Raw genomic sequence first — 22983 nt, 5'->3', positions numbered from 1 at the left:
TGAATATATTATTTTAAATTTAATTCCCACGTTCGGAAATTATGATAAAATCATAATAGAAAAAGGGGTAGTTTATAATGGTAAATTCAAAAAATAGAGATATTATCCGGCAAATTCGATTCTCAGATTTGGACGTGAACAATAATTTTTTTGACAGTCTAAGGGCGGACTATCCAAACTTTGACAACTGGTTTGAAAACCATGCTGATAGCCCTGCGTTTATAATCAATAATCAGACTGAGCTAAAGGCTTTTATTTACGTCAAACAAGAAGCCGGTGAACCAATTGATCTTTCAGCCGGTGAGTCGATGGATGGGACAGCTAGATTCAAAATTGGCACATTTAAAATCAATTCAACAGGTACCATTTTGGGTGATAAAATGCTTAGCTACGTTTTAAGACGTATGGTCGAGGGTGGCAGCAACGCTGAAGAAGTATACGTCACGGTATTTGCAGAAAAACAAGAGAAGTTAGTTCGCCTATTTGAGCGTTTTGGATTTATTTACCAAGGGAAAAAAGAAAACGGTGAGTCTGTGTATGTGAAGAGATTTAAACAACTTGTTGGAGAGCCCTACAAAGATTTTCCAATGGTCAACTTGACTGGTACACAACGCATTTTTAATTTAGGGATTTATCCAGAGTTTCACGATCTTTTCTTTAGCGAAGGTCACTCAATGAATGAAGTAACTAAAGTTGCTGATGAGGCTGTATCTAATACCGTTACCAAAACATACTTAAATATGATGCATTCGATGGACGAATTGGGGATTTCAAAGGGTGATATTCTAACCGTCTATAGGACAGGAGGAAATTACGCTGGTGTAATAACCTCGGTTGCAACAGTGGTTGATTACAAACGTATTTCAGATTTCGCCACATTCGACGAGTATAAAAAGTTCATCGGAGCAGGTACAGTATTTACCGATCAGCAAATTACTAATTTTTGGAAAACCAAAAAATTCCCATTCATGGTTAAGTTTGTATACGACTACTCAGTAAGTATTCCGCGTCCAAATTTGGATTGGTTAAGAAAAAACTTAAAAATTGAGCCAGAACCCTACTGGGGATTTTTTGAATTGAATAAACAACAATTCTCTCAAATTATTGGTAAAGGAGGAGATCGAGATGGACGCTTTGTTATCTATTAAGCCTGAGTTTGTCAATGAGATACGCCTTGGCAAGAAGAAATATGAATTCAGAAAAAGAATCTTCAAGAAACCAAACGTTGAAAAGGTAATTATCTATGAAAGTTCCCCTGTATCAAAGATAGTTGGAGAGTTCGCGATTACCAAAATTTTGGAAGAAAAGCCGGATGTTCTTTGGGAAAAAACAAAAAATCATTCCGGCATTACAAAGCGTTTTTTTGACCAATACTTTCATGGTAAAGAAACCGCGATTGCGATTGAATTTGAAAAATTTGAAGAATACTCAGAGCCTAAAACTTTAAATCAATTAGGATTAAAATCCGCGCCGCAGTCTTTTGTGTATATAGAAAAATAAATTATAAAAAGCGATTGACTTACATTTGTGTAGTCAATCGCTTTTTGTAATTTATATGCGAAGTTACTCAGCGTTGAATAAGTTCATTACAACGTATCCGTCTTTTTGTTGATAGTCCGTCAAGTATTGAATCTCGCGTTTCAATTCACGGCCTGTATACTTTCCATTAATCCATTCTCGCAAAATAATTGTGTCCCCAATCTGGTAATTACGATCATTGTATCGAATCTCAAAATTCTTACGTCCCGCTAATGCGGGTTCAAAATACTCAGGCAATATCTTTAATTCATGTGTTATCATAGTAGACCTCACTTTTGAAGATCAACAATCTGTTGCAACACGTCTACAACGTAAGCGGATGTACTCGTGTACCGGCGCTAATGTCAAGATTATAGACAGTTTTTTTCGGCACCGAGAGGTGCCGGTACCCCCCCCCCGGAATTTTTTCAGAACCCGGATTTCAGCCTAAAACGGCGTGATTTCTGGGTGTTTTTGTAGGTGGAGCAGGGCTCGGCCCCGCTGGTGAGAGAAAACAAGTGGTATAGATTGTGAACCGGCCGGATTTCACAAGTTGTAGCGTGCAGTAAATAAGCCTTCACAAGGCGAATTTTTGAAATTCACAAGTGACGGCTTATAAACGGCGTCGTACCGGCTAGTGCCGATAACCGAGATTAAGTAAATTAGACATTGGTCTATGCGGCTCGAAGCCACTCAGTGCGTGAATTAATACGTTCATAGTTGTACCAGTTCACGTACCATTTGACGGACGCCCTGACATCATCAATAGTCCTGTAGTCTTCGTGATAAATCAGCTCACGCTTGATGAGTGAATGGAAGCTCTCGATACGCGCGTTGTCCTAAGTATGCCCCTTGCGCGAGTAAGAATGAACTACCCCAGCGTTTTGTAACGTTCCTTCGAATAGACTAGAAGTGTATTGGCTTCCCATATCGCTATGAATCATCTTTGGTTTGCCGTTGGCGCTTAGAGCCTTAACGACAACAGATGTTGCGAATTTCTTGGTCATATCCGAGCTCAACCCATATGAGACGACTCGGCGGTTTTCGGAAACGTAGACTGTCGCCAAGTAAACCCAATCATGATTCATCAGTTGGATGTAAGTGCTGTCAGTCGTTAGAACCTCACTCAAATCATCCAATCCCTTCATGAGCTCCCAAACCAAACGATCGCCAACTTCAATGTGCAAAATGAACCGCAAAAATGCAGCGATGCGTCGGTAGCCGTAGATGCCACGATTGGTGTTGTAGATAGATTTAATTGCCGTTTTAAGAGCGTTGCGACGTGTTTCTGTTGACTAGGTTGCCAGTTTTTCCATTGATAATAAGTGCTTCGAGCTATGTTCAAAGCTGATAAAACGCTTGTTATGCGGTGTCCCATTGCGAGCGAACGGTCAATGATTTCCAGTCCTAACTCGCGATTTTGCGTTAGTTGTACTTCGAAAGCAACACCGCGGATCGTTTTAAAATCTCAAGTTCTTCGCGAAGTTTGGCGTTTTCCTTTTGTAAGGCGTTTACATCAGCTTGCGTCCATTTTTCTCCGTCCACTTCGTGGACCGTATACACCTTGACCCAGTTACGGATTGAGTCTACCGACGGTCCGTATTCAGCCGATAACTCAGTATATGAACGGCCTTGGTTGTGCATTTCAACTAAAGACTACTTAAATTCTTTTTTATATCGAATCATATTAAAAATTCTCCTATGCGATTAGTCTACAGGGCAGAAGAAAATCTGTCCGTAAAACTATCATAAGAGCAAAGAATTGTTAAGGGGTACACTGAAAACGGCGTTATTATTGGTGAATCTGAGATACCATTGCATAATCTATGGTGGGCCGCCATTAAATAGGTAATGTCGAATGGTATTGTATACTAACTTTGTAGCAAAATCAGATTAGAATTTGCGTTTCTATAAGTAAAGATTAACTCGTTTTTCATGACTGATAGCACACATGATTAACGGTTTTTTCTTTAAGAACACTATCTAACTAACGATGGCTCCAGTTGATTCATCAAACAAAACAGCTGTTATACTTAACCGTATACGATAGCGTATAACAGTACGTATACGGTTAAACATGTTTATTCATATGTGGATTTCTCATCTGATTTTCAGCCCGTACAGTACCCCATAACGCTAAATAAAAAAGGTAACTCAGAATTGGTATCTGGTTACCTTTTGTTGTATACTATGGATGTAGCAAAGTCCGAGAAGGCTTTGCGTTAGACGTTTAAGAAAAACGCTCGCTAATCTCGGTGACCAAACTTTCGATTAGCGGGTTTTTCTTTACAGTTTTTTGGATGGCCACGATTGTTAACCAAACGCCGTATGGCGAATGGGTTAAGCAATGTAGCTATAACATCAACAATGCGTAGAGCGACACGTGAACGTCGTTCTGGCGGGGCGGTACAAACCGCAATGATGCCGAAACCGATTAAAGAAAGAACCAGCACGGCTGCAATTAAAAGCATTATGAGTTACCTCACTTTCAAAAAGCAGCCTTCTCGAACTTTGGCAGCAGAACTTTGCTACGCAAATTATTATACAGGAACATTGGGCCTAGTGCTTAAGTTATTTAGGTTCATAATGGATCATGGTTGCCGGGTTAGTTTTTGAGTGTGTGGAGTGTTAAAGATTTAACATGTTGCGTTGACAGTGGCATAATTACGTTGCATCTAAAAAACACTCTACTCTCTATAAAAACTCGGTCGTAAACTGAGTTGTAAGTCCTTTATTTTGTGTGTCTGTAATATGTTATGCAAAATTATTACTCAATTAAATTGATGCGAATCGAGTATTTTATTGTTCACTAGTTCATATCCGGCTAGTGGACTTTTTTGTTTAAATCGTTATATTTTCAAGTACTCAAGTCAATACATATTAACTAGTATACGCAACAATATGCTTAATCGTATAATGTCAAGTATACGCAATAGTATACTTATAACTATAATTAAGCGTATACGTATAACAGAAAATATCATTTATCGTGTTAGATGCACAACAAAAAGCCGGGCGTTGATCCCGGCTTTTCAATCTGATTTTTAGATTTTATTTGTGCAAGTTACTTGCTTCAATGACGCCATCTAACAACTTGGTTACGTATGCTGACATTGATCGGAACCCATTTTGTTTTGCCAACTTGGTTAAATCTTTCTTCATTGATGGAGTCATTGTAATTGAAACGGAAGCTTTACGTTCAGCCTTTTGAGCGACCACCTTAGATGGATCAAATCCATCTGGCAACAATGATGATGAGGTATCTTCAGAAAACACTTCAGAAAACTGCTCCTTAGCAGCCTTATCATTTTCACGCATCGCATTATCAAATCGAGTTTTATTATCAATAGCCATCTTCTTTTTTCCTCCCAGTAAGTCGTATACGCAACATTATGTCCATAAGTATACGTAATAGTATGCTTAACATTATACGCTATCGTATACGTTTAATCATGTTTTTGCGTATATTATCAGACTTCATCCAGCATGACTGCATCTAAAAGTGCTTGAAATTCGGGCTCATATTGATCCACAAAGCCTTTATAAGAACGCAAATCTGCTGCTGTCATATCTACAATTGGTGTCTTAAATAACGTTGAAAGCTTAAACGGCTCACGCTTATTAAGCAATGCAACTGCGTTAGGTAGTTCACGCATAACTTCTTCAAAGGATTTAGAAGAATTGGTTTGTGGTTCAACTTTATTACCGACAAACAAAACCTTAGCAGTAATATCCGAAACGCCTGTACGAGGGTCAGTAGCATCTTCACGGAATACCTGCATACGCTGTTCAAATTGATTCTTTGATTGTTGGAACCCATATTCGGATGGTTCTAGTGGTACAACCACATAATCACTAACCGCAATCATATTCTTAGTTAACGTACCAAAATCAGGGTGCGTATCAATAATAATGAAATCAAATGTCTCCAATTCGTGACGGTTAGTGCGCATCCACTGAAGCATCTTATATTCACGATACATTTCAGGTTGTAGTAACGTTTCAATTTGATCCAAATCTGGTGAGGCCGGGAGAATGCATAGATTTTCATCAATCTTGCGAACCTCCGAATTGCCCATCATAATCGCATCAAATAATGTACGCTTCTTAGTCAAGAGATCAAATGTCGAACTCAAGTTTGCTTGATAATCTGCGTCGATAAGGAGCACTTTATGTCCTTGACGAGCCAACCAAGTTCCCCAGTTGTATGTTAGTGTAGTCTTTCCAACGCCACCCTTAGAAGCAGAAAAAGTAATAATTTTCATCGTAATTTACCATCCTATTTTGTAGTCTAATCTGTCAAAACGAAACTAACATGATGGTGATTTTCGGGTTACTCAACTTATTACAAATACTATTATATCGCTTATTTTCTAGTGCGTATACTATATAACATGTTTATGAGTATACCTTAACGTATACTTAACATTATACGTCACAGTATACTAATACGTATACTTCTAAACATGTTTATGAGTATAGTCATGCGTATACTGTATCACTTATTGTTTTAAATACACGTGGAAGTTAGTAATGACGGTTATTTTCCCGGAACAATCATTAAAATTTGTAGCATTCATTTTGCCTCTGGAGCATTGTTTCCAGGGGCTTTTTTCATTTCCGCCACTTTCATTTTTCACTACTAATCTTTTCTATACTGAAAATGTAAATCATTAAGGAAAGCAGGGGTCAATGACATGGCAACAAAAAAGCAAATTAAGAAATTGGAAGAACAAGTAGCAACAATGCAACTAAAGTTGCACCAAACCCAAAAGGAGTTGGAAGCAGCCAAGACGGAAGCTAAGGCCGAACTGGGAGAAAAGCTGATGAAGTACTTTGGTACAACTGACGTAACTCAAGCTACCGATTTATTGGCCGATATGCCAGCTTATGTCCCAGTTAAGGACGACAGTGATGCACCTAAGGTCACACATGACCAATCCGAACCAATGGTAGGAGGTAACAGCAATGGCGGTACTAACTAATGAGCAAAAGCAAGTGTTGAAGTCGTTACCAATTCAAGGATATTTAGATTGGCGTGGCATCGAATATAAGCAAACATCACGTCGTCAATTGGCGCTACTTGACCACGATAGTCTCGTGGTAGACATGTCCAAGAACTCCTTCTATTGGAATTCTCGTCAAGTTGGTGGTGATTTGGTGGCATTTATTAAAGAGTACAATCAGGTGGATTTGAAGACAGCATTTAAAGAACGATTAGCCTATGCCCGTTACTTACAAGGTGAAAACATTGACGTGAATGAGAAGTACCAGCGTCCGGCCGCCAAGTCGTACAATTTTGATTTCTCTAAGTGGCGTCTATCTAAAAATCAAGAGACGGCCAAGGCTTATCTCGTTGACGTTCGTATGTTGGATGCAACATTTGTTGAACGACTAGCAACGGCCGGATTCGTGCAACAGGGCGTGTCATACAAGGACAAGGCCACAGGAGAACGTGTGTCCGCACCAGTGATTTTTCCCTGGTTTGATTCAAATAATAAAGTCGTGGGTGCTGATATTCAGGGTACTGAAATCAACTTTGAAAAATTTGAGCATCGTGGCACTGAGAAACGTATTGCTGGTGGCTCGGACGAGGATAATTTTGGATTTAATTTTAAGTTCGGTGATGGTAGCGAAAAGCTTTACGTCTTTGAAACGCCAATTGACGCACTAAGTTATACGCAGCAAAACTTAAGCTCACTGGCTAAAGAGAATGCAACGATTTTGTCAATGTCAGGTCTCAAGCAGCATAAGGTCTGGTCAACAATGAATTGTATGTTCGAAACGTCTAATCGCACGCCGTCTGACTTAATTATTGCAACAGATAATGATCTGGCGGGTTATCAATTTGCGAAGCGCATGAACGCCGTTGAGTATGAAAACTTAAATATGATTCGACGCATTCCAGTTCAGGGGAAGGACTGGAATGAACAACTACAAGCCGGAAAACGTGGCTATCGAGATATGGACATGGCTGCAAGTGAGCGACGGTTAGCAACACTTGAGGCATATGCGGCACAAAATGCCGAGCTAAACGAAGCAAATAACGTTGATCGTTCAAAGTCTGTTCTGGTAGAAACTACCGCAGAAGCAAGGCAGCAAACTGATCAACTAAAGAAAGAAAAGACAGCAACGTTAGATACCCGACAAGTATCAACTGGACAACTGGGTAAGAGACATCGTACTGCTGCGTCACGTGCCGAACGTAAAGCAAAGATTCGTAAGCAAAATGAAACTATCATCCAAGATGCGCTTGCAAAAGTAAAAGCATATAAGGATGATCCCGGTGAAATTAAAAAGTATTTGGACTTTATCGCTATCGGCGGTAATTTTTCTCCCCGTAATTCAATATTAATTTATGCCCAAAACCATGAAGCAACACTCGTACGAGGCTACAAACAATGGGCAAAAGATGGTATTCAGGTTAATAAAGGCGAAAAAGGAATTAAAATTTTTGCTGCACCGACGCAACTGCGCACAATCATCGATGAAAAAGGGCAACCAATTTATTGGCGTGACGCCACCGATGCCCAAAAGAAGGCCGCTGAGGCAGGCCAACTTAAGACAACTTCATTGAACTACTATCCAATCGAAACAGTATTTGATGTTAAACAAACCAATGCAACGCTAGATCAATTACCAAAGCTATTGCCTAACCGCCCAATTGACCTTGCCACTGATCAATCTGTTGAACACTTAGAAAACGTCTACAACGCGCTAATTCAGTACGCAGGTGAACATGACGTTGTTGTTTATGACAAACAGACTGTGGCACCTTTACGTGACCAAATTAGCCATAAAGGGCAATTGGACAACAATGGCATTGCCAAAGGTGTATTCATGCGAAATCGGGACGAAAACGGGAAGCAAGCCATCTTGATTCGTGATGATTTGCCTTTGACTGACAAAATTGCAACGTTGGCTCATGAAGTTGGACACGCTGCATTGCATTCAACCGTAGAAGCCAGTCAATTGTCCCAGGGCGTTAAAGAAGTTCAAGCCGAAATGACAGCCTACGTCGTGCTAAAAAACATGGGAATCGAGCCTGGTGAGGTGAGCGAACGCTATATGAACTCATGGTTTTCTCGCAGTAAAGAGCTAAATCCCGCCCAAGCCATCAAAGGATCCGTTGCAACTCTTGAAGTCATCAACGAAAAGAATCATGCCTTTAATCTCGCGCATGGTGAACAAGGAAACCGTGTGAATGAGAACGTAACATTGGCCGACGTGAAGGTTGCAAAAATGCCTGAAGGTGGACCAAAAGACGTTGCGGATCCAAACCTTATTGTTGTTCGCCAACGAAAAGACAATGATGGTCACTTACACCTTGATTACTACACACCAAGGGCATTTGAACAAGCAAAGACTGACTATGCTAAAAAGCATGAAGCTGACGCGGATCGCAACTTTGAACAAATTATGGGTGAAGTGACGCGAGCTTCTACATCCGTCACAAATTTTTTAAGCGATCGACTTTCCAAAGGAGAATTGCAGTATCGAGAGCAGAGCCAAGCTCAGGTAATCAATCGAACGCAAAACAACAATTTGGTGCAAGATTCGCAAATTAAGCAACCAGTGCAATCAGCAGGAAGAGGTAGATAAATGACAGTCCAACGAATTACAGGACAAATTGCCACTATCGGCATTCACACAGGACGATATGCCCTTGAAATCGTACCGTTTGGTGACGGTGAACATCTTATGGGGTTAATGACGGCAGAACATTATCATGATTTGTTCCCGGCAGGTGACCCAGATTTAACCAGCCAATTCGAAATTGAAATCGAGGTTGATGATGAGACAGGCCAAATGTCCATTTTGTCCGTATTCGATTTAAACGCCGACGTTATTCCAGCAGCCGACGTATCCGAATACAACCAGATGGCAGAATTTGATTTACAAGGAGAAAAGCTAATGAATTTCAACAAACGTCAAAAGCAACGTCAAGCATTGTTAGACGGAATTGAAAAAGATAATACCGCTCAAGAAGCGATTGAGGAACAACTCGCTGAAGAAGCGAGTCTTACTAAGCAACGTATCGAAACTTATCAAAAAACTAGTGGTCTTGAAGTCCTATTCAACGATGCTGAAGTTGCATCGATTACAAATGCAGAATCAGATGGTGAACAACCCGGCCAAGATGATGCTCAATCAGAAGACAGCGAAAGTGCAACTGAACCAACAGGATTTAATTTAACGGTTGCTGCCCGCAAAGTGGGTGAGGAGGAATAAATGGCGAACGAGACAACATATTTAGAGCGGTTTACGGAGAACTTGACCTCAAAAGTTGCCTCAGATCCACAGAAGTACACCATATACGGTCGCGATAAAGAATTCCATCGTCTGTTGGTTATTCTGAATCAGGAAATTCAAAACTCTCCCGTATTGGTGGGTGAGGCTGGTGTTGGTAAATCGGCGATTGCAGAAATGCTGGCACTAGAGCTAGCGATTTAGCCTGAAAAATACGGTGTGCTCGGTGGTATGCAAATCTTGTCACTACAAATGGCAACACTTATGGGACAAAATGCCGGTGAATTCGCACAAAACTTTGAAGGCGTTTTGAAAGAGATATTGGCCAACCGTGACAAATACTTACTGTTCATTGATGAGGTCCATACAATTGTCGGCACAGGTTCTGCCAACGGATCGGCTGTCGATGCCGGTAACATGTTAAAACCAGCACTTGGACGTGGTGAAATCCGCGTAATCGGGGCTACAACGCTTCCAGAGTATCACGACTATATCGAGACAGATGCCGCGCTAACAAGACGATTCGCAGCGGTTCAGGTGGATGAGTTAACAGTTGAAGATACAACGGCGTTGTTAACTAAAATCAAGGGCCGTTTTGAGATGGCAAAAGGGATATCTATTCCTGATAATATTCTCCCTGAAATAACCCGCCTTGCTGGTCAATATGACACGACACGTTATTACCCTGAAAAAGCGATTATGTTACTGGATGCAGCCGTTTCAACTGCATCACTAGCTGGTAATGGCGAGTTAACGCTAAGCGAAGTTCGTTCAGTCATTAGTGACCAATTTGGCGTTCCACTGACGGTTCTCAATGAAGCAGCTGATACGCGCCTCCAATCACTAGAAGATAAGATTAAGAAACGCGTCATTGGCCAGGACGAGGCAATTCATCACACCGTTGGTCGTATTAGAGCACGTGAAGCTGGTCTGGGCGATATGAGTAAGCCATTATCAATTTGGTATGGAGGCCCAACTGGTGTTGGTAAAACTGAAACTGCTAAAGCAATTGCTGAAGGTTTGTTTGGTAGCGAAGAAGCGATGATTCGATTTGATATGTCTGAATTTAAGGCAGCTGATTCTAATCGCAATATTTACGAAAAATTCCGTTCACGCTTAACCCGTGAGGTGCAATTCAAGCCGTATTCACTATTACTGTTTGACGAAACTGAAAAGGCAGCATCCGACGTATTGGATCTTCTGTTACAGGTTTTGGACGATGGACGACTTACAGATGAGTACGGTCGAGTGATTAACTTCAAAGATACCATCATCTTATTCACATCCAACATCGGTCACAAGCTCATTGAAGAACGCAGTGCAAAATCTGAAGAGTTTCGCAAAGATAAGCGACGTAAGGCAACTTTTGAAGATGAGTATGAAATGGCTATGTTGGGGGCTAATCTACGTCAAGAATTTATTTCCCGGCTGGGCGCAAAGGTTATTTTTGAGCCACTAGATAAATCCGCAGTATTGCAGATTATCGACTTAAAACTATCCCGACTTGCTAAGCAAACTGAAGCATCAGGGTACCACTTAATTTATAAACCTGAAGAAGTCGCTCAACTTATCCCGACGTTCATGGATCATTATGAAGAAGATGGTTCAGGTCATCGGCTACCTTCTTGGCCAATTAATCAATTCATCATGGATGAGGGCTACCGTCCTAGTCGAGGCGTCCGTCCGATAGACGACACAATTTTCGAAGCCGTTGAGAGTGTTATAGCCGATGCCATTTTGTCAGACCGTATTTCTAACAAAAGTAATGGCAATACATTTATGTTCAGAGCCTTTGGTGTAGCACCGGACAAAACGCACCCACACGGAGACTGGCACGCTGTTTTCACCCAGTTTGATATGTCTAAAGGACAGTTAGAAAAGCTTGAGAAAGGAGAATTAAATGAGGTTCAAACTATTGCCGGATAAATGGCAGTATGAACGAGAACGCGCTGCCACGCGCCAAAATTATACGCGATTACGCGGACGATTCTGGTTTCAAGCGCTAGTCTTTATTGGGCGTACCATTCGAAACTTTATCTTTAGTTGGTTAATAGGCGTGCTCTTTAAAGTAAGCGGTTATATTGTTATCTCGATTGGCTATGTGATTTCTTCATTTATGCAACAGATACCTAACCCAGCACCTTTTAGTATGGATTATTTGGTTTTGTTGTTTTGGCAATCGGTTAGCGGGCCAGCCATCCTGGAGGATATTTCTATTGTCATTTGGTTGCCGATGATTTTAGTGTTTGGATTTTTGGAAATCCGCGCTTTAATTCGTGGGTGGGGGTGGCATCAACTATATACACCTAACACGCAAACAACCGCACGATTCGCTACTTTAGCTGAAATTGATGCTGTATACAAACTCATACCCGACCGCAATAAGTTCTATAAAGGGTCGCCTGGACAACCAATGGCTCACATTTCAGGATTATCAGCGGCGTTCTTATTAATTCATCCGTTGCTTTGGTTGAAACAAGTCATAGAAGCCGTCCTTTGGCTTGACCGTGAGGATTTTCCCGGTTGGTATGCAAACATCGTCCGGCCTCGATTGATGAGAAAGTTTCCCAAAGCATTTGAAAACCAGAAAACAGTCAAAGGTGGTTTTAGAGGTTATTACTTCATAGACTCCAAGCCTACCCACGGTAAAACAACTGGAGCTACTCGTTCAGGTAAGGACCAGATACGTGGATATATCTTGATAGATATCATTCGCCGAGCATTGGAACCGTGGAACATTGTGGATACCGACGCCAAAAACGAAGATGCCAAAATGTCATTTCGTGCATTACGTGAAGCTGGTTTTGACGTCTTAATGGTCAATATTGATGACGTTGACTGGTCTGAATCATTTAATCCTTTCCAAATTGCCATTGATTACATGCAAGATGGTGATATTGATTTAGCAAAAGATGAGGTAGCAAAGATTGTTCAAGTGGTTGGTAATGGATCAGGTGAGCAACAAGACGAAGTCTGGGATCAAGCAGCCCAATCAACGCAACAATCAATCATTCTGATTCTACTTTGGTTGGCACGAGAACATGATGATCCGTCTATTGCGACGCCAGCCGGTGTACCGGCATTTATTAATTCAGTGAATGCTTATTCAGATAAGGACAGCGATGGTCTCACTAAATTCTATGAAATGCTGCGTAAGCTGAATGAAATGTCAAAAGCCGAAGGCAAGGGTATTGATCCATTAGTCAATGAAATACTAATGACTGCTGGCTCATTTCTAGGATCAAGTGGTGAGACAAAAACGTCACTGATGTTCACGTTGCAAAATCGCATTTCCCTATACTCAAGTGAGACAATTGCGCGACTTACTTCTGAATCAACTATTCGTGTCATGGATGTTGGATTCCCTCGGATGCTCAAGCTCCATTTCACACCCGAATTTGCGGGATTAACAGCCGTATTCGAGCTGTATGACCGGGACAAAGAGAATCCGTCTAAGGCCCATGTGTTTTTCTACCGGTTGCAACATAACTTGAAGCATCCGATTCATTTGTTGAAAGATTGGAAAACACTCCCTAAGCCGACTGGACTTATTGAGACGGATCACTTAAAGGTATCACGTACTGGAACAATCCAATATCCGGTTCATGCACTTTTCCCAGAAAATTGGCGAATCAAGGTTCACTTTGACGAGCCAAATAATCCTCAGCATTTTAAAGATAGTGCAGTAGAGATTACAGGGGTAAAACGTGAGAAACGTAAAATTGGTGGGGCTGTGCGATTAGATCCATATTCAAAGCAGCCAATCATCCGTAATGTGATTCAAAAACAAATCAATCATCTTTGGAACGGTGCAAAGGCAACACTAGACTTACGTTATTCAGAAAAGCCTATGGCTGTGTTCTTAATTACTCCGCAAGACAACGACAACTATGCCGCTCTAGCGTCACTGTTCGTTTCTCAAGTGTTCTCAACAACCACTAGTCTGGCTACTAAGATGACTCGAAAGAAGTTGCCTGCTCCGATTATTTACAAGCTCAATGAATTCTCAATGTTTCCTCGTATTCCGGGCTTCAATAACTTGTTAACGCGTGGACTTACATATGGGCACATTGTTGACATGTATCTTCAAAACATGTCGCAACTAGAGAATCAATATTCTAAAAATGAAGCGAAAGAAATCGACGGAAACATGATGAACTGGTGGCACATTCAAACTCCGGAACAAGAAACCAATCAATTACTATCTGATCAACTTGGAAAGGTAGAAGTGGTTACTGAATCCGTTAACTCTCAAGTAGGGCACGATCGACAGGATAAAGGAAATCGACAAGCAACCATTCAGTCACGTCCTTTGTTGGATACTAAGGAACTGGCCGAGCTCGGACTTAATGAAATGATTGTTATTCGACTTGCTGCACGTAACGATCGACGTGGCCGTCGTGTTCGACCTTGGCCGATTTTCGATACTGAAGATACCTTGATGCCGAATGCTCGCGATTTGATCAGTAACGAATTCTCGTTGGATTACTACACAACAGACCTACGACTTAAGAATAAGAACGCTCACCTAGAGTACGAGGACTTGTTCAAGGACTTCCAGCCGTTCTATGAAGAACTTGCAGAAGAAGTAGGGGTGGATGCCCAAAACAAAAGGGGTAATTCACCGCTTGTTTCTACGCTCACTGAAGAACAAATGTATCAAAAGCTCCGTGAAATGGACGAGCAATCCAATATAGATCGTCCCGTATATGACCTGGAAGAACAGGCGGCATTTGACCAGTGGAAAACAGAATACGATAAGCATTTAGATGACCCAATTTTGGGCGAGGAACAGTTAGCTGATGCGGCATTTGTTGATATGTTTTATAGCACGTTGGCTGGTCTTCTAAAGCAAACGTACTACGCACATCGTTCAGCTGAAGTCGTTCGTATTCTAAATTCATTGTTGCCCAACGTTGCAAATCCATGGTTAGAGGGCGCTCCTGAAGAAAACAATTGGGCTTTCTTGGATAAGCTTTTAAACCACAATATGCATAAGCTTTGGTCGCTTGAAAAAACGATTCGTCAGTACGGACCGCATACCGACTCAGACGATAACTTAGATGAGGCGAATTTTGAGTCTTCTCCTGGAGCTTCGTTTGGCCAAACTTTCAACGAAAACTCATTGGACGAGGACAACAATGAATCAGAGCCAGATTATGACGAGGACGATTCTAAGTCGCCTTCAACACACAAATTTTTGGCAGATATTAAGGAAGGACAAGGATTACTTGGATGATCAATACAATTTTAGTATCGTTACCATCTTTGCCTAGTACAGGGCCAAATGCTGATTTCTATCAACAATGGTCCACGTACCTGCAAGCTGCTCCACGAGTATTGGTGGTAATGTACGCTACGTTAATGCATCTACTGGCAATGGGTGCATACTGGTTAGCAAATGGTATTTTTACAGCATGGAAGTCGGCCTGGAAGCTGATTGAGTTCAGTTCGATATTCACATCATCAGACGGGAAAACAGATATCACTAACGGGTTTAATTTGATTCGACTAATTCCTATATTTTTAACATTGGGATTAGTCATCATGGCTATTATGATGGCCATTAGTTTACTAATGTTTATCATTACTAATGGGGAACGTGGAAAAGATTGGCCGCGTGGTTTGATTCTCACCTTCTTCATTATTGGTCTAATGCCCACACTTTTGACAGGTGGTATGAAGATTGCGCAAGCAGCAAATGACACAATCATGACCACAAACGGCCAACAGAATGTATTGCTGCAACTTTGGAAAAACAACACTGTTGATTTGAATAGTGCGGCGACCCGTAATTTTAATACTGATGGTAATACACCAACATCAAAATTCAGCCCACTAATTAATCAGCAAACTAACAGAGCATTTAGTGATGAAAAGGCCGAAAAAATTGTGACAAATCCTGCATTTGCTACAGCAACGATGTCTGATGACACAAGTTTGAAGGGGTTGAACGATAATCAGAAAAAAGTATTTCAAAATGAATCAAGTCTATATGATGACACAATAGAGCCATTAGCCAAAGGTTCTTGGGCTACAGGCGGTGTATTTGATAATGTATATCCACGTATTAGAGTAAATTGGGCCGGATTGATTGCGGGACTGTTAGTGTTTGCAGTGACCGGAGCCATTGCCATCTATCAAATGCTATTGCGTGTCTGGCGTTTGGCATACTACACTCTAACAATTCTATATTTTGCGTTCCGAGATCTTTCTGGAAAGAAAGCTATGCAAATTCTTCACTTGATTGAAGGTAGTATCACTGGTATTGCGCTGTTACCACTTGGCTTAATTATGTTTTTTGCCTGGGTGTCTTACAGCATTCCTACAATTTCAGGTATGAATCTTGGTTGGTGGCCATTCACTATTCTCAGTGTTGCAGCTATGTTATCTGGCGCTCGCGGTCTAATGACTGGGTTCCAACTGGTCGATGAGTGGACTGGTATGCCTAGTGGTCAAGGTGCTGGTATGTTACAAGCTATTAATACTGCGGCTAATACTTTGAACGCATTGCGTGGCCTAACAGGAAGCGGTGCCCGACGAGCCCAAATTGAAGCGCAGCGAGAATCCGCTCGAGACACGGCTAATAAGTTGGCTAATGGTTCTCACCTCCAAAAAATTGGTGATATGGCCGGTAAAATGAGCGGTTTGAAAGACAATGCCAAGGATATTCCAGGTGCGGCAGTGAAAGCCTTGGGAGACAAATTAGCGGATGGCGTAAATAGCAAAGTAGACGATCTTAAGAAGGGATTCCAGTCTGGAAAAGATGGCGTTGACGATTTCGTAAATAAACACTCTGGATCAGACGGAGAAACACCGTCAAGTGAAGCAGCGTCTGGAGCAAGTGGTTCCGACAATGTACCATCTTCTACTGCAAGTGGCTATTCTTCTCCAAGTTCAGCACACGCTGACTTAACTCCAAGTTCTGAAAACACCTCAATGCAGTCGGCCGGTCCAAACGGCAGCGAAAGCAACGCGCGTTCTAACCAACTCGCATCGAATGCACCAGAATCTGTTGGTGCTACCCGCGTACCGATGTCAGGTGGCAATTTTGGAGCTTCTCATGGCACAAAGGCGATAAATAATCCAACTGCGGCAGGCAATTCTGTTGCGCCGAACTCACAGGGGTATACAACAAACTCAAACATTTCTGAAGGTACGGTACCAACCCAACCAAATGGAGGGAAGTTCACTCCATCAGAAAGTATAAACGCTGAATATGAGTTTAATAATTCGGATAACAATAGTGTACCTATGACGGAGATTTCTATCCCTGATGATGATTACTTCAATAGAGATATAAATCGTGTGCACATTACTGATAGTGATTTTGATATTGAAATGCCAGAAGAACCGTTAGAGTTCCACGCTTTTAGTCAAGACCACACTGATAATAAACTTTAATAATTGACTAGCGGATTGTGTTTAAAAGTAAGCACAATCCGCTATAATTTTATGTAAGGGGGAATATGCATATGTCTGATAACAAAAAACATAATAATCAAGGCCCATTAATATTTATCGGTATTGCAATTGGTATTGTCGCAATTTTGTTAGGTGTCCTGATTTATCAAAAACATGAATCGTCACCTGAAGTTCAAAGTCAAAAATCTTCAATTTCTTCAAGTAAAAAGAATGATAGTGAACAAGCCTCATTAAACAATTTAATGTCTAAAAAGGAAAAGCAATTTAGAAATGCTCCTAAAGGCAATTACCTTGTGTTAGGAACCCACGTATACAAAACGAATTGGTCAAAAGAACAATTAAAAGATTTTCTTACACAGAAAATTTCCGATTACGACCAATACAAATTAGATCCTTTTACAACTGACTTTGGAACAAATAAAGTAAAAATAGATATTGATAAAACTCAACCTGACGCCCGTGAATACCTGCAAAACCTGTTATCAAATTTAGATAACGAATATTTTACTTCCGCATATGCGGCATGGAAAAGTCACCCATACTCTACAACTACACTCGTAAAATAGTATTCCATACAAAAGCATCGACACGTATTTTTTGTCGATGCTTTTTTCATTTCCGCCACTTTATTTTTTATGTACTCAGCGCACCTACAATAAGACAGTAAACATAAATAGGTAAGGAGGAACATTCAATGGCGTCTGTAGATAAAGATTACAAGAGTTTCCAACCAGGACGAAATGTTTGGAAAAAGATGAGTCGATTTTTGTTTTTGAGTGCGGAGCGCATTGCTATCGCATTTGGCATGTTTGTGGCAAATTACATCATCGTTCGCGCCGTATTTCCATATACATTTCCGTGGCCAAAAGTTTTGTTCATCTTTCTTAGCGTTGTCGTGACGATATTCTTTTTACTCCCGGCACCAAGCAATCCAAGTCAAACCATGTTCTGGGAAGTTACATTGCGCCCAATTATTGGTTTCCTACGTCGTGGGAGAGAAGAGTCGTTAGTTATCGAACCGATGGATGATGACAGAAGGGAAAAGTGAAATGGCATATAAGAAAATTAAACAACCAAAAATCAAGCTTCCAACCGAGATTCACAACAAGCTAAAAACTCGTTCAAAGATCAATCTATACGAGTTCATTCCGTATTCAAAGCTAGTTGGTCCTGACAATCTCCTTGAACTCCGAGATAGCGGTAAGGGTATTACTTCAGACCCAACGGGTTATATGGACATGCTAACGATTTTAGGTAAGGATTTGTACTTTATGGATGGATCATCCGGGATTGATTTAACAGATATGATTCGAGGATTTGATGAGCTATTGACAACGTATGTTGGTGATTGGGATATTGTCATCGCTCAAATGCCAGCAGAAACATCAGTACAACAGGCATCCTGGGGTCGTGAGCTATCCAAAATTAACCAAGAGTTGAATAACGCACAGACTGAACGCGCTTATCAGCAAATTCTATCCCGCCGTGAAATTGCTTTGGGAGAAATTGCTATGGGGCAACAAGTTGAAGACATGGTGACTCATGAAGAGTATACAGCGTTCATTTATGGTGAAACTCAAGCAGAAACTCGTCAATTGCGTCAAGAGTTCCAAGACAAGGGTGGTGTGGCTATTCAAACCCGTCGCATGTCGAAGGAACGTAAGCAATCGTTACTGAAGCTGATTAATGATCCAACTATCAATATGTCTTTGAAGAAAGTGAGTGAGTATTAATGAAAAATTCAACACGCAGACGACTAGAAGCAGCCGGATATGATTTGGACTTTATTGCCGACGTTCAAAATGACGCTCCGATTATTTTTCACTCGGATTATTTCCAGTTGGACGGCGCCGTAGGCACGATCATTTCAATTGTTGACTATCCTAAGACCGAACAAGCCCAAGGATGGCTACGGTCGTTACTAGGATCACTTAACACGATTACCCAAATTAAGATTGGCACGGAAAATCGGGAGAAGATTCGTTCTGCTTTGGCTAAAGCTAAAAACGCCAGCATCAACATTGCTACCGATAAGTTTCAACCCGAAGAACGAAAAGTCGAAGCTCGTGACGAGGCTGCTGTGAATGGGCAAGATTTGGTTACAGTGACGGTCGGTAAAGAACACTATAAGCGTATTTACATTCGTATTATGATGGTTGATGTCACGCTTGAAGGACTCAAGCGTCGGTACGCAGACTTCAAGGATAAGTTAAGCGATTTCAAGCCTCACGTTTTTGCTGGTGAGATGCCTAACCATTTTCAAGAGTTCTTTGTCCCGGCTATGAAGGTTGAAAATCGAGCGCTACGTGATCGTGGATTTCCAATGAAGACATACGCGTTCGCGGGTACGTATATGTTTAATCAAACGTATTTAAATGACCCACGAGGGGGTTATATCGGTGTTACTTACCAAAATGGTGAGGTCATGTTTGACCCCTCATACACAGATGGTCAACGACGAATGACTGGGTACAACCTAATTGTGGGGGCTGAGCGTTCCGGTAAGAGTTCACTTGCAAAGAAACTTAGCCGCCAAGTTTTCGCTCGTGGAGATATTCTATGGATTTTTGACAAATCAAATGAATACCATCGTCTGGTTGATAGTATGCACGGCGTGCACTTGATTTTGGATGGTGGGTCAGACAAAGCCCAGCAAAACATTATCAATTTGTTCCATGTGTTCGGTACAGTGCTAGATGAGAATGGAAATATTGACGAATATCGTTCATTCCAACAACACATCGAGAAAGTTAAAACGTACTACGGGACAATTAACCCCGATGCAAGTGTCGCAGAGCTTAATCTACTGGGGTCACTTTTGATTGAGTTTTACCATGAACAGGGTATGTGGCCAAGTTCTCCAGATGAACACAAAGAAGATATCCGAGTTATCAACCTTGATCACTATCCAATTCTGGATGATTTTTTAAGTTTTCTTCACGGCACGACACTAATGAGCATGGATTTCAATCAAGAGGAGCGTACTAGGATTGACGCTATCCATTCGACATTTACGGCGTTGAAACAGCAGTATTCAACAATGGTCAATGGGGAAACAACGGTGCCCGACTTGTCTGGTGAACAAGTAATTCGATTTGATACATCAGGTTTGGCCAACCTGGATGACCGTGTGTACGCTGCCCAATACTTCAGTATTTTGTCGTTAATGAACGCGTACGTCATTATGAACGGGCGCGAACAACGCCAACGTTTGGAGCGCGGTGAATTTACTAAAGAGTCCGTTGCAGCTGGCACAGGCCCACAACCACGTTACTTTTGGTGGATTCAAGACGAAGCAGACGATATTTTCAACGCACGTAATTCGATGGGTGTTACCTTTGGTGACCGTATGCTGGCGCAACAAGCTAAAAACAACCTTGGTATCATTGCCATTTTCCCACGTCTGACAAACGTTGTTCCTGAAGGGACTATGGCTGATTTAGACGCATCACGTGCCATGAAGTCATTCTTCTCTCGGTTTCAAAATCACATGGTCTTCCGCCTATCTAAACAAGATAGCCAAAAGTTACGTAAAGTGATTAGCCCAGAAAACATTTCAGATTCTCAAATGAATCGTTTAACGCAGATTGCAAAAGGTGAGTTGTTACTAAGTATCGTTGGTTCGCAGGCATTGTTCGTCATGTCTACATTGTCCAAAGAAGAAGAACAACTATTTACAGGAGGTTTGTAATGGCCAAAAGCGACTCAAAGAAGCAGGACAAAATACGTAAGACAATTAGGCAACGTGTGTCAGAACGTGCAAAATCAGAAAGAGAACTATGGCGACCTTCTAACATTGCAAGGCAAGCCGAGCAAGATTGGCAATCAATCCTAGACTCAGATACCAATCCAACAAAGCAGGTTAATCCAGTAAGGCTAAAGCGAGCAAAAACTCGCTTTTTGACCTCTCTAACTATTGTGTTACTGTTCATTGCTTTCGTCTTATTCATTAATCTAATTTAGCCTTAGCACGCAGAAAGGAGATAACAATGGATACTGACCAAACTATAGATGATACGTTGCAGTCAGCAAATCGTGGTTATCAAACAATCAAAAATCTAAAGCGTTTAAAAAAATATGCTGGCTGGGTGACGGCAATTGTTGGACCGATTTTAGTTGCATTACTGGGATTTTTTCTGTTTATGGCGATCATAGCAAGTTTGCAGCAACAATCCTGTTTTACTTCGAATGCACCTTCAACTGAGAACGCAATTGGTGGTGACTGGAAAGACGCAAATTCTGCAACACACAAAGCTATGGCATACACAATCGATCAATTCAAAAACTTGGGTATGAGTGGCAATAACATTGCTGCCGCATTGGCCATCGGGTTACGTGAATCAAACTTTAATCCGGCAGCTGTTAATCCTTCGGGGGCGGTTAAAGGTATTTACCAGTGGGGAACGGGGGGAATTAACGGAAATCGCTACGGTAATACTGAAGACACTGTGGAAGGGCAAATTGGCTTGGCAGTCAAAGAACTACAAACCACGCATATCGCTACCCTGAATGCCATGAAAGATGCTGACCTTGATGGTTCATTAGAGGCTTGGGACGTTTACTTTGAGGGTGTTGGTAAGAATGACCCTCAACGAAAAGTAGCTCAAACTAAAGCTACGGCGTTGGAGATTCAAAAAGTCTTTAACCTTAACTTTGATGGACACATTGATTTGGGTAACAGTAACGCATTAACCGCGGCAGGTAATGATTTGCAAATGGCGGGGCTAATTCAGATTTATCCTTGTGTTCATCATCCGTTAGCGGTGCAACTTCAGGGTTACCTGTAACAGGTGAATATCGAATTACGGGTGGTTATCCAAACTATGATGGACAAACGGGAGCTGAACACTACGGTGTTGATTTTCAAACAGTTACTCACACCACGGATGGCCCAGAAAGTTACGTATATTCCGTATCAGACGGTGTAGTTGTACAAAAAGCATCAAGTGTGGTTGGTGGAAATTACGTAATCATTAAAAACTTAGATGGATCATACGCTTATTACGGGCACGCGCCAACACTTGAAGCCATCGTTGTTAACGTCGGTGATCAAGTTAAGAAAGGTCAACACATCTCTCACGAGGGGCAAACTGGTGAAGCAACTGGTATTCACGTTCACTTTGGTCTAAATACGAAGACAACAAGCTTTGGGCCACATGCGGACGGCATTGTTAGTCCAGGTACTTATTTAAAGGATCTACCCAAAGAGTTGATGGTACCAGATTCTAATACTGTTGTATCAAGTGACAAGATTTTTAAAACTTCTTCAGACAAAGGTGATAATCCGCTAATTGGACCAACACAAAACTGATTTTTCGTCCGGGCACCCGGGCATACATACACAAAGGAGATGCATTATATGACTAAACAAGTAAACACAAGTACTTTGAGATGGATGATAGCAGGTGTTGTTTTTCTGGCCACAATTGTTGGTCTAGTAGCTTGGCATACAAGCCAGGCTTACCCAGATACGTCCAATCCAGCCGCAGCCGTCCAAAAAATGGCAAACCAAAATAATGATTACGTTATTGTGTTTCATCGGACTGGATGTGCTGCATGTGAATCTGTTAAAAAACAAGTGGTTCGTTCCTTGAAAGCTAGCAACCAACGGTATGTCGTTGTTAATGCAGCACACTCTGATAATCAAACAAAAGATTTGATGACGAAGTTCGATATTGAACACACCCCAACGTTTGTTCAGATGCGGGGCAATCAGTTTGTGGCAAGTTATACTGGGACAAATTTACCCGAGATTAATAAGCTGTTTAATGCAATTCAAAAGTGAGGAAA

Annotated in this window: 23 protein-coding genes and 1 pseudogene; 16 read left to right on the top strand and 8 right to left on the bottom strand. The window is 41.4% G+C overall.

Annotation, left to right across the window (positions count from 1 at the left end; all coding sequences use genetic code 11):
• The first annotated feature begins 77 nt into the window (after positions 1–77).
• Both OIT45_RS02465 and OIT45_RS02460 read left to right on the top strand, forming a co-directional pair.
• Positions 78–1148, top strand: a complete 1071-nt coding sequence (locus OIT45_RS02465; protein WP_264339831.1) for a hypothetical protein — start codon at positions 78–80, stop codon at positions 1146–1148.
• Positions 1126–1500 carry an ASCH domain-containing protein gene (locus OIT45_RS02460; RefSeq protein WP_199404583.1) on the top strand — a complete coding sequence of 125 codons (375 nt, stop codon included), beginning with the start codon at positions 1126–1128 and terminating at the stop codon, positions 1498–1500. The genes OIT45_RS02465 and OIT45_RS02460 overlap by 23 nt, the downstream gene beginning before the upstream one ends.
• A gap of 63 nt (positions 1501–1563) precedes the next feature.
• Here the strand turns inward: OIT45_RS02460 and OIT45_RS02455 are convergent, their stop codons facing one another.
• From OIT45_RS02455 to OIT45_RS02425, 8 genes and pseudogenes are all read right to left on the bottom strand, one after another.
• Positions 1564–1800: an ASCH/PUA domain-containing protein gene (locus OIT45_RS02455; RefSeq protein ID WP_199404584.1), complete on the bottom strand. Its 237-nt coding sequence runs from the start codon at positions 1798–1800 to the stop codon at positions 1564–1566.
• A 392-nt stretch (positions 1801–2192) separates the two neighbouring features.
• A complete protein-coding gene (locus OIT45_RS12620; RefSeq protein WP_199404608.1) occupies positions 2193–2345 on the bottom strand; it encodes an IS3 family transposase in 153 nt (50 codons plus the stop codon).
• Between the two features lie 12 nt (positions 2346–2357).
• The gene (locus tag OIT45_RS02450) at positions 2358–2666 is read right to left on the bottom strand and encodes a DDE-type integrase/transposase/recombinase (protein WP_264340015.1); all 309 of its coding nucleotides are present in this window, start codon (positions 2664–2666) and stop codon (positions 2358–2360) included.
• Positions 2667–2672: 6 nt separating this feature from the next.
• Positions 2673–2789, bottom strand: a pseudogene (locus OIT45_RS02445) (IS3 family transposase); the annotation flags it as partial.
• A gap of 154 nt (positions 2790–2943) precedes the next feature.
• Complete coding sequence (locus tag OIT45_RS02440) at positions 2944–3162, bottom strand: transposase (RefSeq protein WP_242458287.1); 219 nt, start codon at positions 3160–3162, stop codon at positions 2944–2946.
• 602 nt (positions 3163–3764) lie between these two features.
• Positions 3765–3989 carry a hypothetical protein gene (locus OIT45_RS02435; RefSeq protein WP_199404586.1) on the bottom strand — a complete coding sequence of 75 codons (225 nt, stop codon included), beginning with the start codon at positions 3987–3989 and terminating at the stop codon, positions 3765–3767.
• Positions 3990–4569: 580 nt separating this feature from the next.
• On the bottom strand, positions 4570–4872 hold the full coding sequence (locus OIT45_RS02430; RefSeq protein WP_199404587.1) for a hypothetical protein: 303 nt from the start codon (positions 4870–4872) through the stop codon (positions 4570–4572).
• A 116-nt stretch (positions 4873–4988) separates the two neighbouring features.
• Positions 4989–5783 (bottom strand): ParA family protein, encoded by a 795-nt coding sequence (locus OIT45_RS02425; RefSeq protein WP_199404588.1) that lies wholly within the window; start codon positions 5781–5783, stop codon positions 4989–4991.
• Positions 5784–6215: 432 nt separating this feature from the next.
• On the opposite strand from OIT45_RS02425, the gene OIT45_RS02420 reads away from it, so the two are divergent.
• The 14 genes from OIT45_RS02420 (at position 6216) to OIT45_RS02355 (ending at position 22978) form a co-directional block, all read left to right on the top strand.
• On the top strand, positions 6216–6503 hold the full coding sequence (locus OIT45_RS02420) for a hypothetical protein (RefSeq protein ID WP_199404589.1): 288 nt from the start codon (positions 6216–6218) through the stop codon (positions 6501–6503).
• A complete protein-coding gene (locus OIT45_RS02415) occupies positions 6487–9120 on the top strand; it encodes a toprim domain-containing protein (RefSeq protein WP_264339830.1) in 2634 nt (877 codons plus the stop codon). Before OIT45_RS02420 ends, OIT45_RS02415 begins: the two co-directional genes overlap by 17 nt.
• Positions 9121–9750 (top strand): hypothetical protein, encoded by a 630-nt coding sequence (locus OIT45_RS02410; protein ID WP_199404591.1) that lies wholly within the window; start codon positions 9121–9123, stop codon positions 9748–9750. It abuts the gene before it with no gap.
• The gene (locus OIT45_RS02405) at positions 9751–9972 is read left to right on the top strand and encodes a hypothetical protein (protein ID WP_264339829.1); all 222 of its coding nucleotides are present in this window, start codon (positions 9751–9753) and stop codon (positions 9970–9972) included.
• Between the two features lie 27 nt (positions 9973–9999).
• Entirely contained in the window at positions 10000–11694 is a 1695-nt protein-coding gene (locus tag OIT45_RS02400; RefSeq protein ID WP_264339828.1) for an AAA family ATPase, read from the top strand.
• A complete protein-coding gene (locus OIT45_RS02395) occupies positions 11669–15007 on the top strand; it encodes a type IV secretory system conjugative DNA transfer family protein (protein WP_264339827.1) in 3339 nt (1112 codons plus the stop codon). Before OIT45_RS02400 ends, OIT45_RS02395 begins: the two co-directional genes overlap by 26 nt.
• Positions 15004–17172: a pLS20_p028 family conjugation system transmembrane protein gene (locus tag OIT45_RS02390; RefSeq protein WP_199404594.1), complete on the top strand. Its 2169-nt coding sequence runs from the start codon at positions 15004–15006 to the stop codon at positions 17170–17172. The genes OIT45_RS02395 and OIT45_RS02390 overlap by 4 nt, the downstream gene beginning before the upstream one ends.
• 71 nt (positions 17173–17243) lie before the next feature.
• Complete coding sequence (locus OIT45_RS02385) at positions 17244–17759, top strand: hypothetical protein (protein WP_199404595.1); 516 nt, start codon at positions 17244–17246, stop codon at positions 17757–17759.
• Between the two features lie 128 nt (positions 17760–17887).
• A complete protein-coding gene (locus OIT45_RS02380) occupies positions 17888–18241 on the top strand; it encodes a hypothetical protein (protein WP_199404596.1) in 354 nt (117 codons plus the stop codon).
• A 1-nt stretch (position 18242) separates the two neighbouring features.
• Positions 18243–18926 carry a hypothetical protein gene (locus tag OIT45_RS02375; protein WP_264329885.1) on the top strand — a complete coding sequence of 228 codons (684 nt, stop codon included), beginning with the start codon at positions 18243–18245 and terminating at the stop codon, positions 18924–18926.
• Positions 18926–20884: a type IV secretion system protein VirB4 gene (locus tag OIT45_RS02370; RefSeq protein ID WP_264339826.1), complete on the top strand. Its 1959-nt coding sequence runs from the start codon at positions 18926–18928 to the stop codon at positions 20882–20884. Before OIT45_RS02375 ends, OIT45_RS02370 begins: the two co-directional genes overlap by 1 nt.
• Before the next feature lie 298 nt (positions 20885–21182).
• Positions 21183–21980 (top strand): phage tail tip lysozyme, encoded by a 798-nt coding sequence (locus OIT45_RS02365; protein WP_264339825.1) that lies wholly within the window; start codon positions 21183–21185, stop codon positions 21978–21980.
• A complete protein-coding gene (locus OIT45_RS02360) occupies positions 21935–22504 on the top strand; it encodes a M23 family metallopeptidase (protein WP_264339823.1) in 570 nt (189 codons plus the stop codon). The genes OIT45_RS02365 and OIT45_RS02360 overlap by 46 nt, the downstream gene beginning before the upstream one ends.
• A 48-nt stretch (positions 22505–22552) precedes the next feature.
• Complete coding sequence (locus OIT45_RS02355; protein ID WP_199404601.1) at positions 22553–22978, top strand: thioredoxin family protein; 426 nt, start codon at positions 22553–22555, stop codon at positions 22976–22978.
• Positions 22979–22983 lie beyond the last annotated feature (5 nt).

The organism is Weissella sp. LMG 11983 (assembly GCF_025908495.1).
GTDB lineage: Bacteria > Bacillota > Bacilli > Lactobacillales > Lactobacillaceae > Weissella > Weissella fermenti.
Note: the sequence above shows the minus strand (reverse complement) of the source record. Positions and strands in the feature narration are given on the sequence as shown.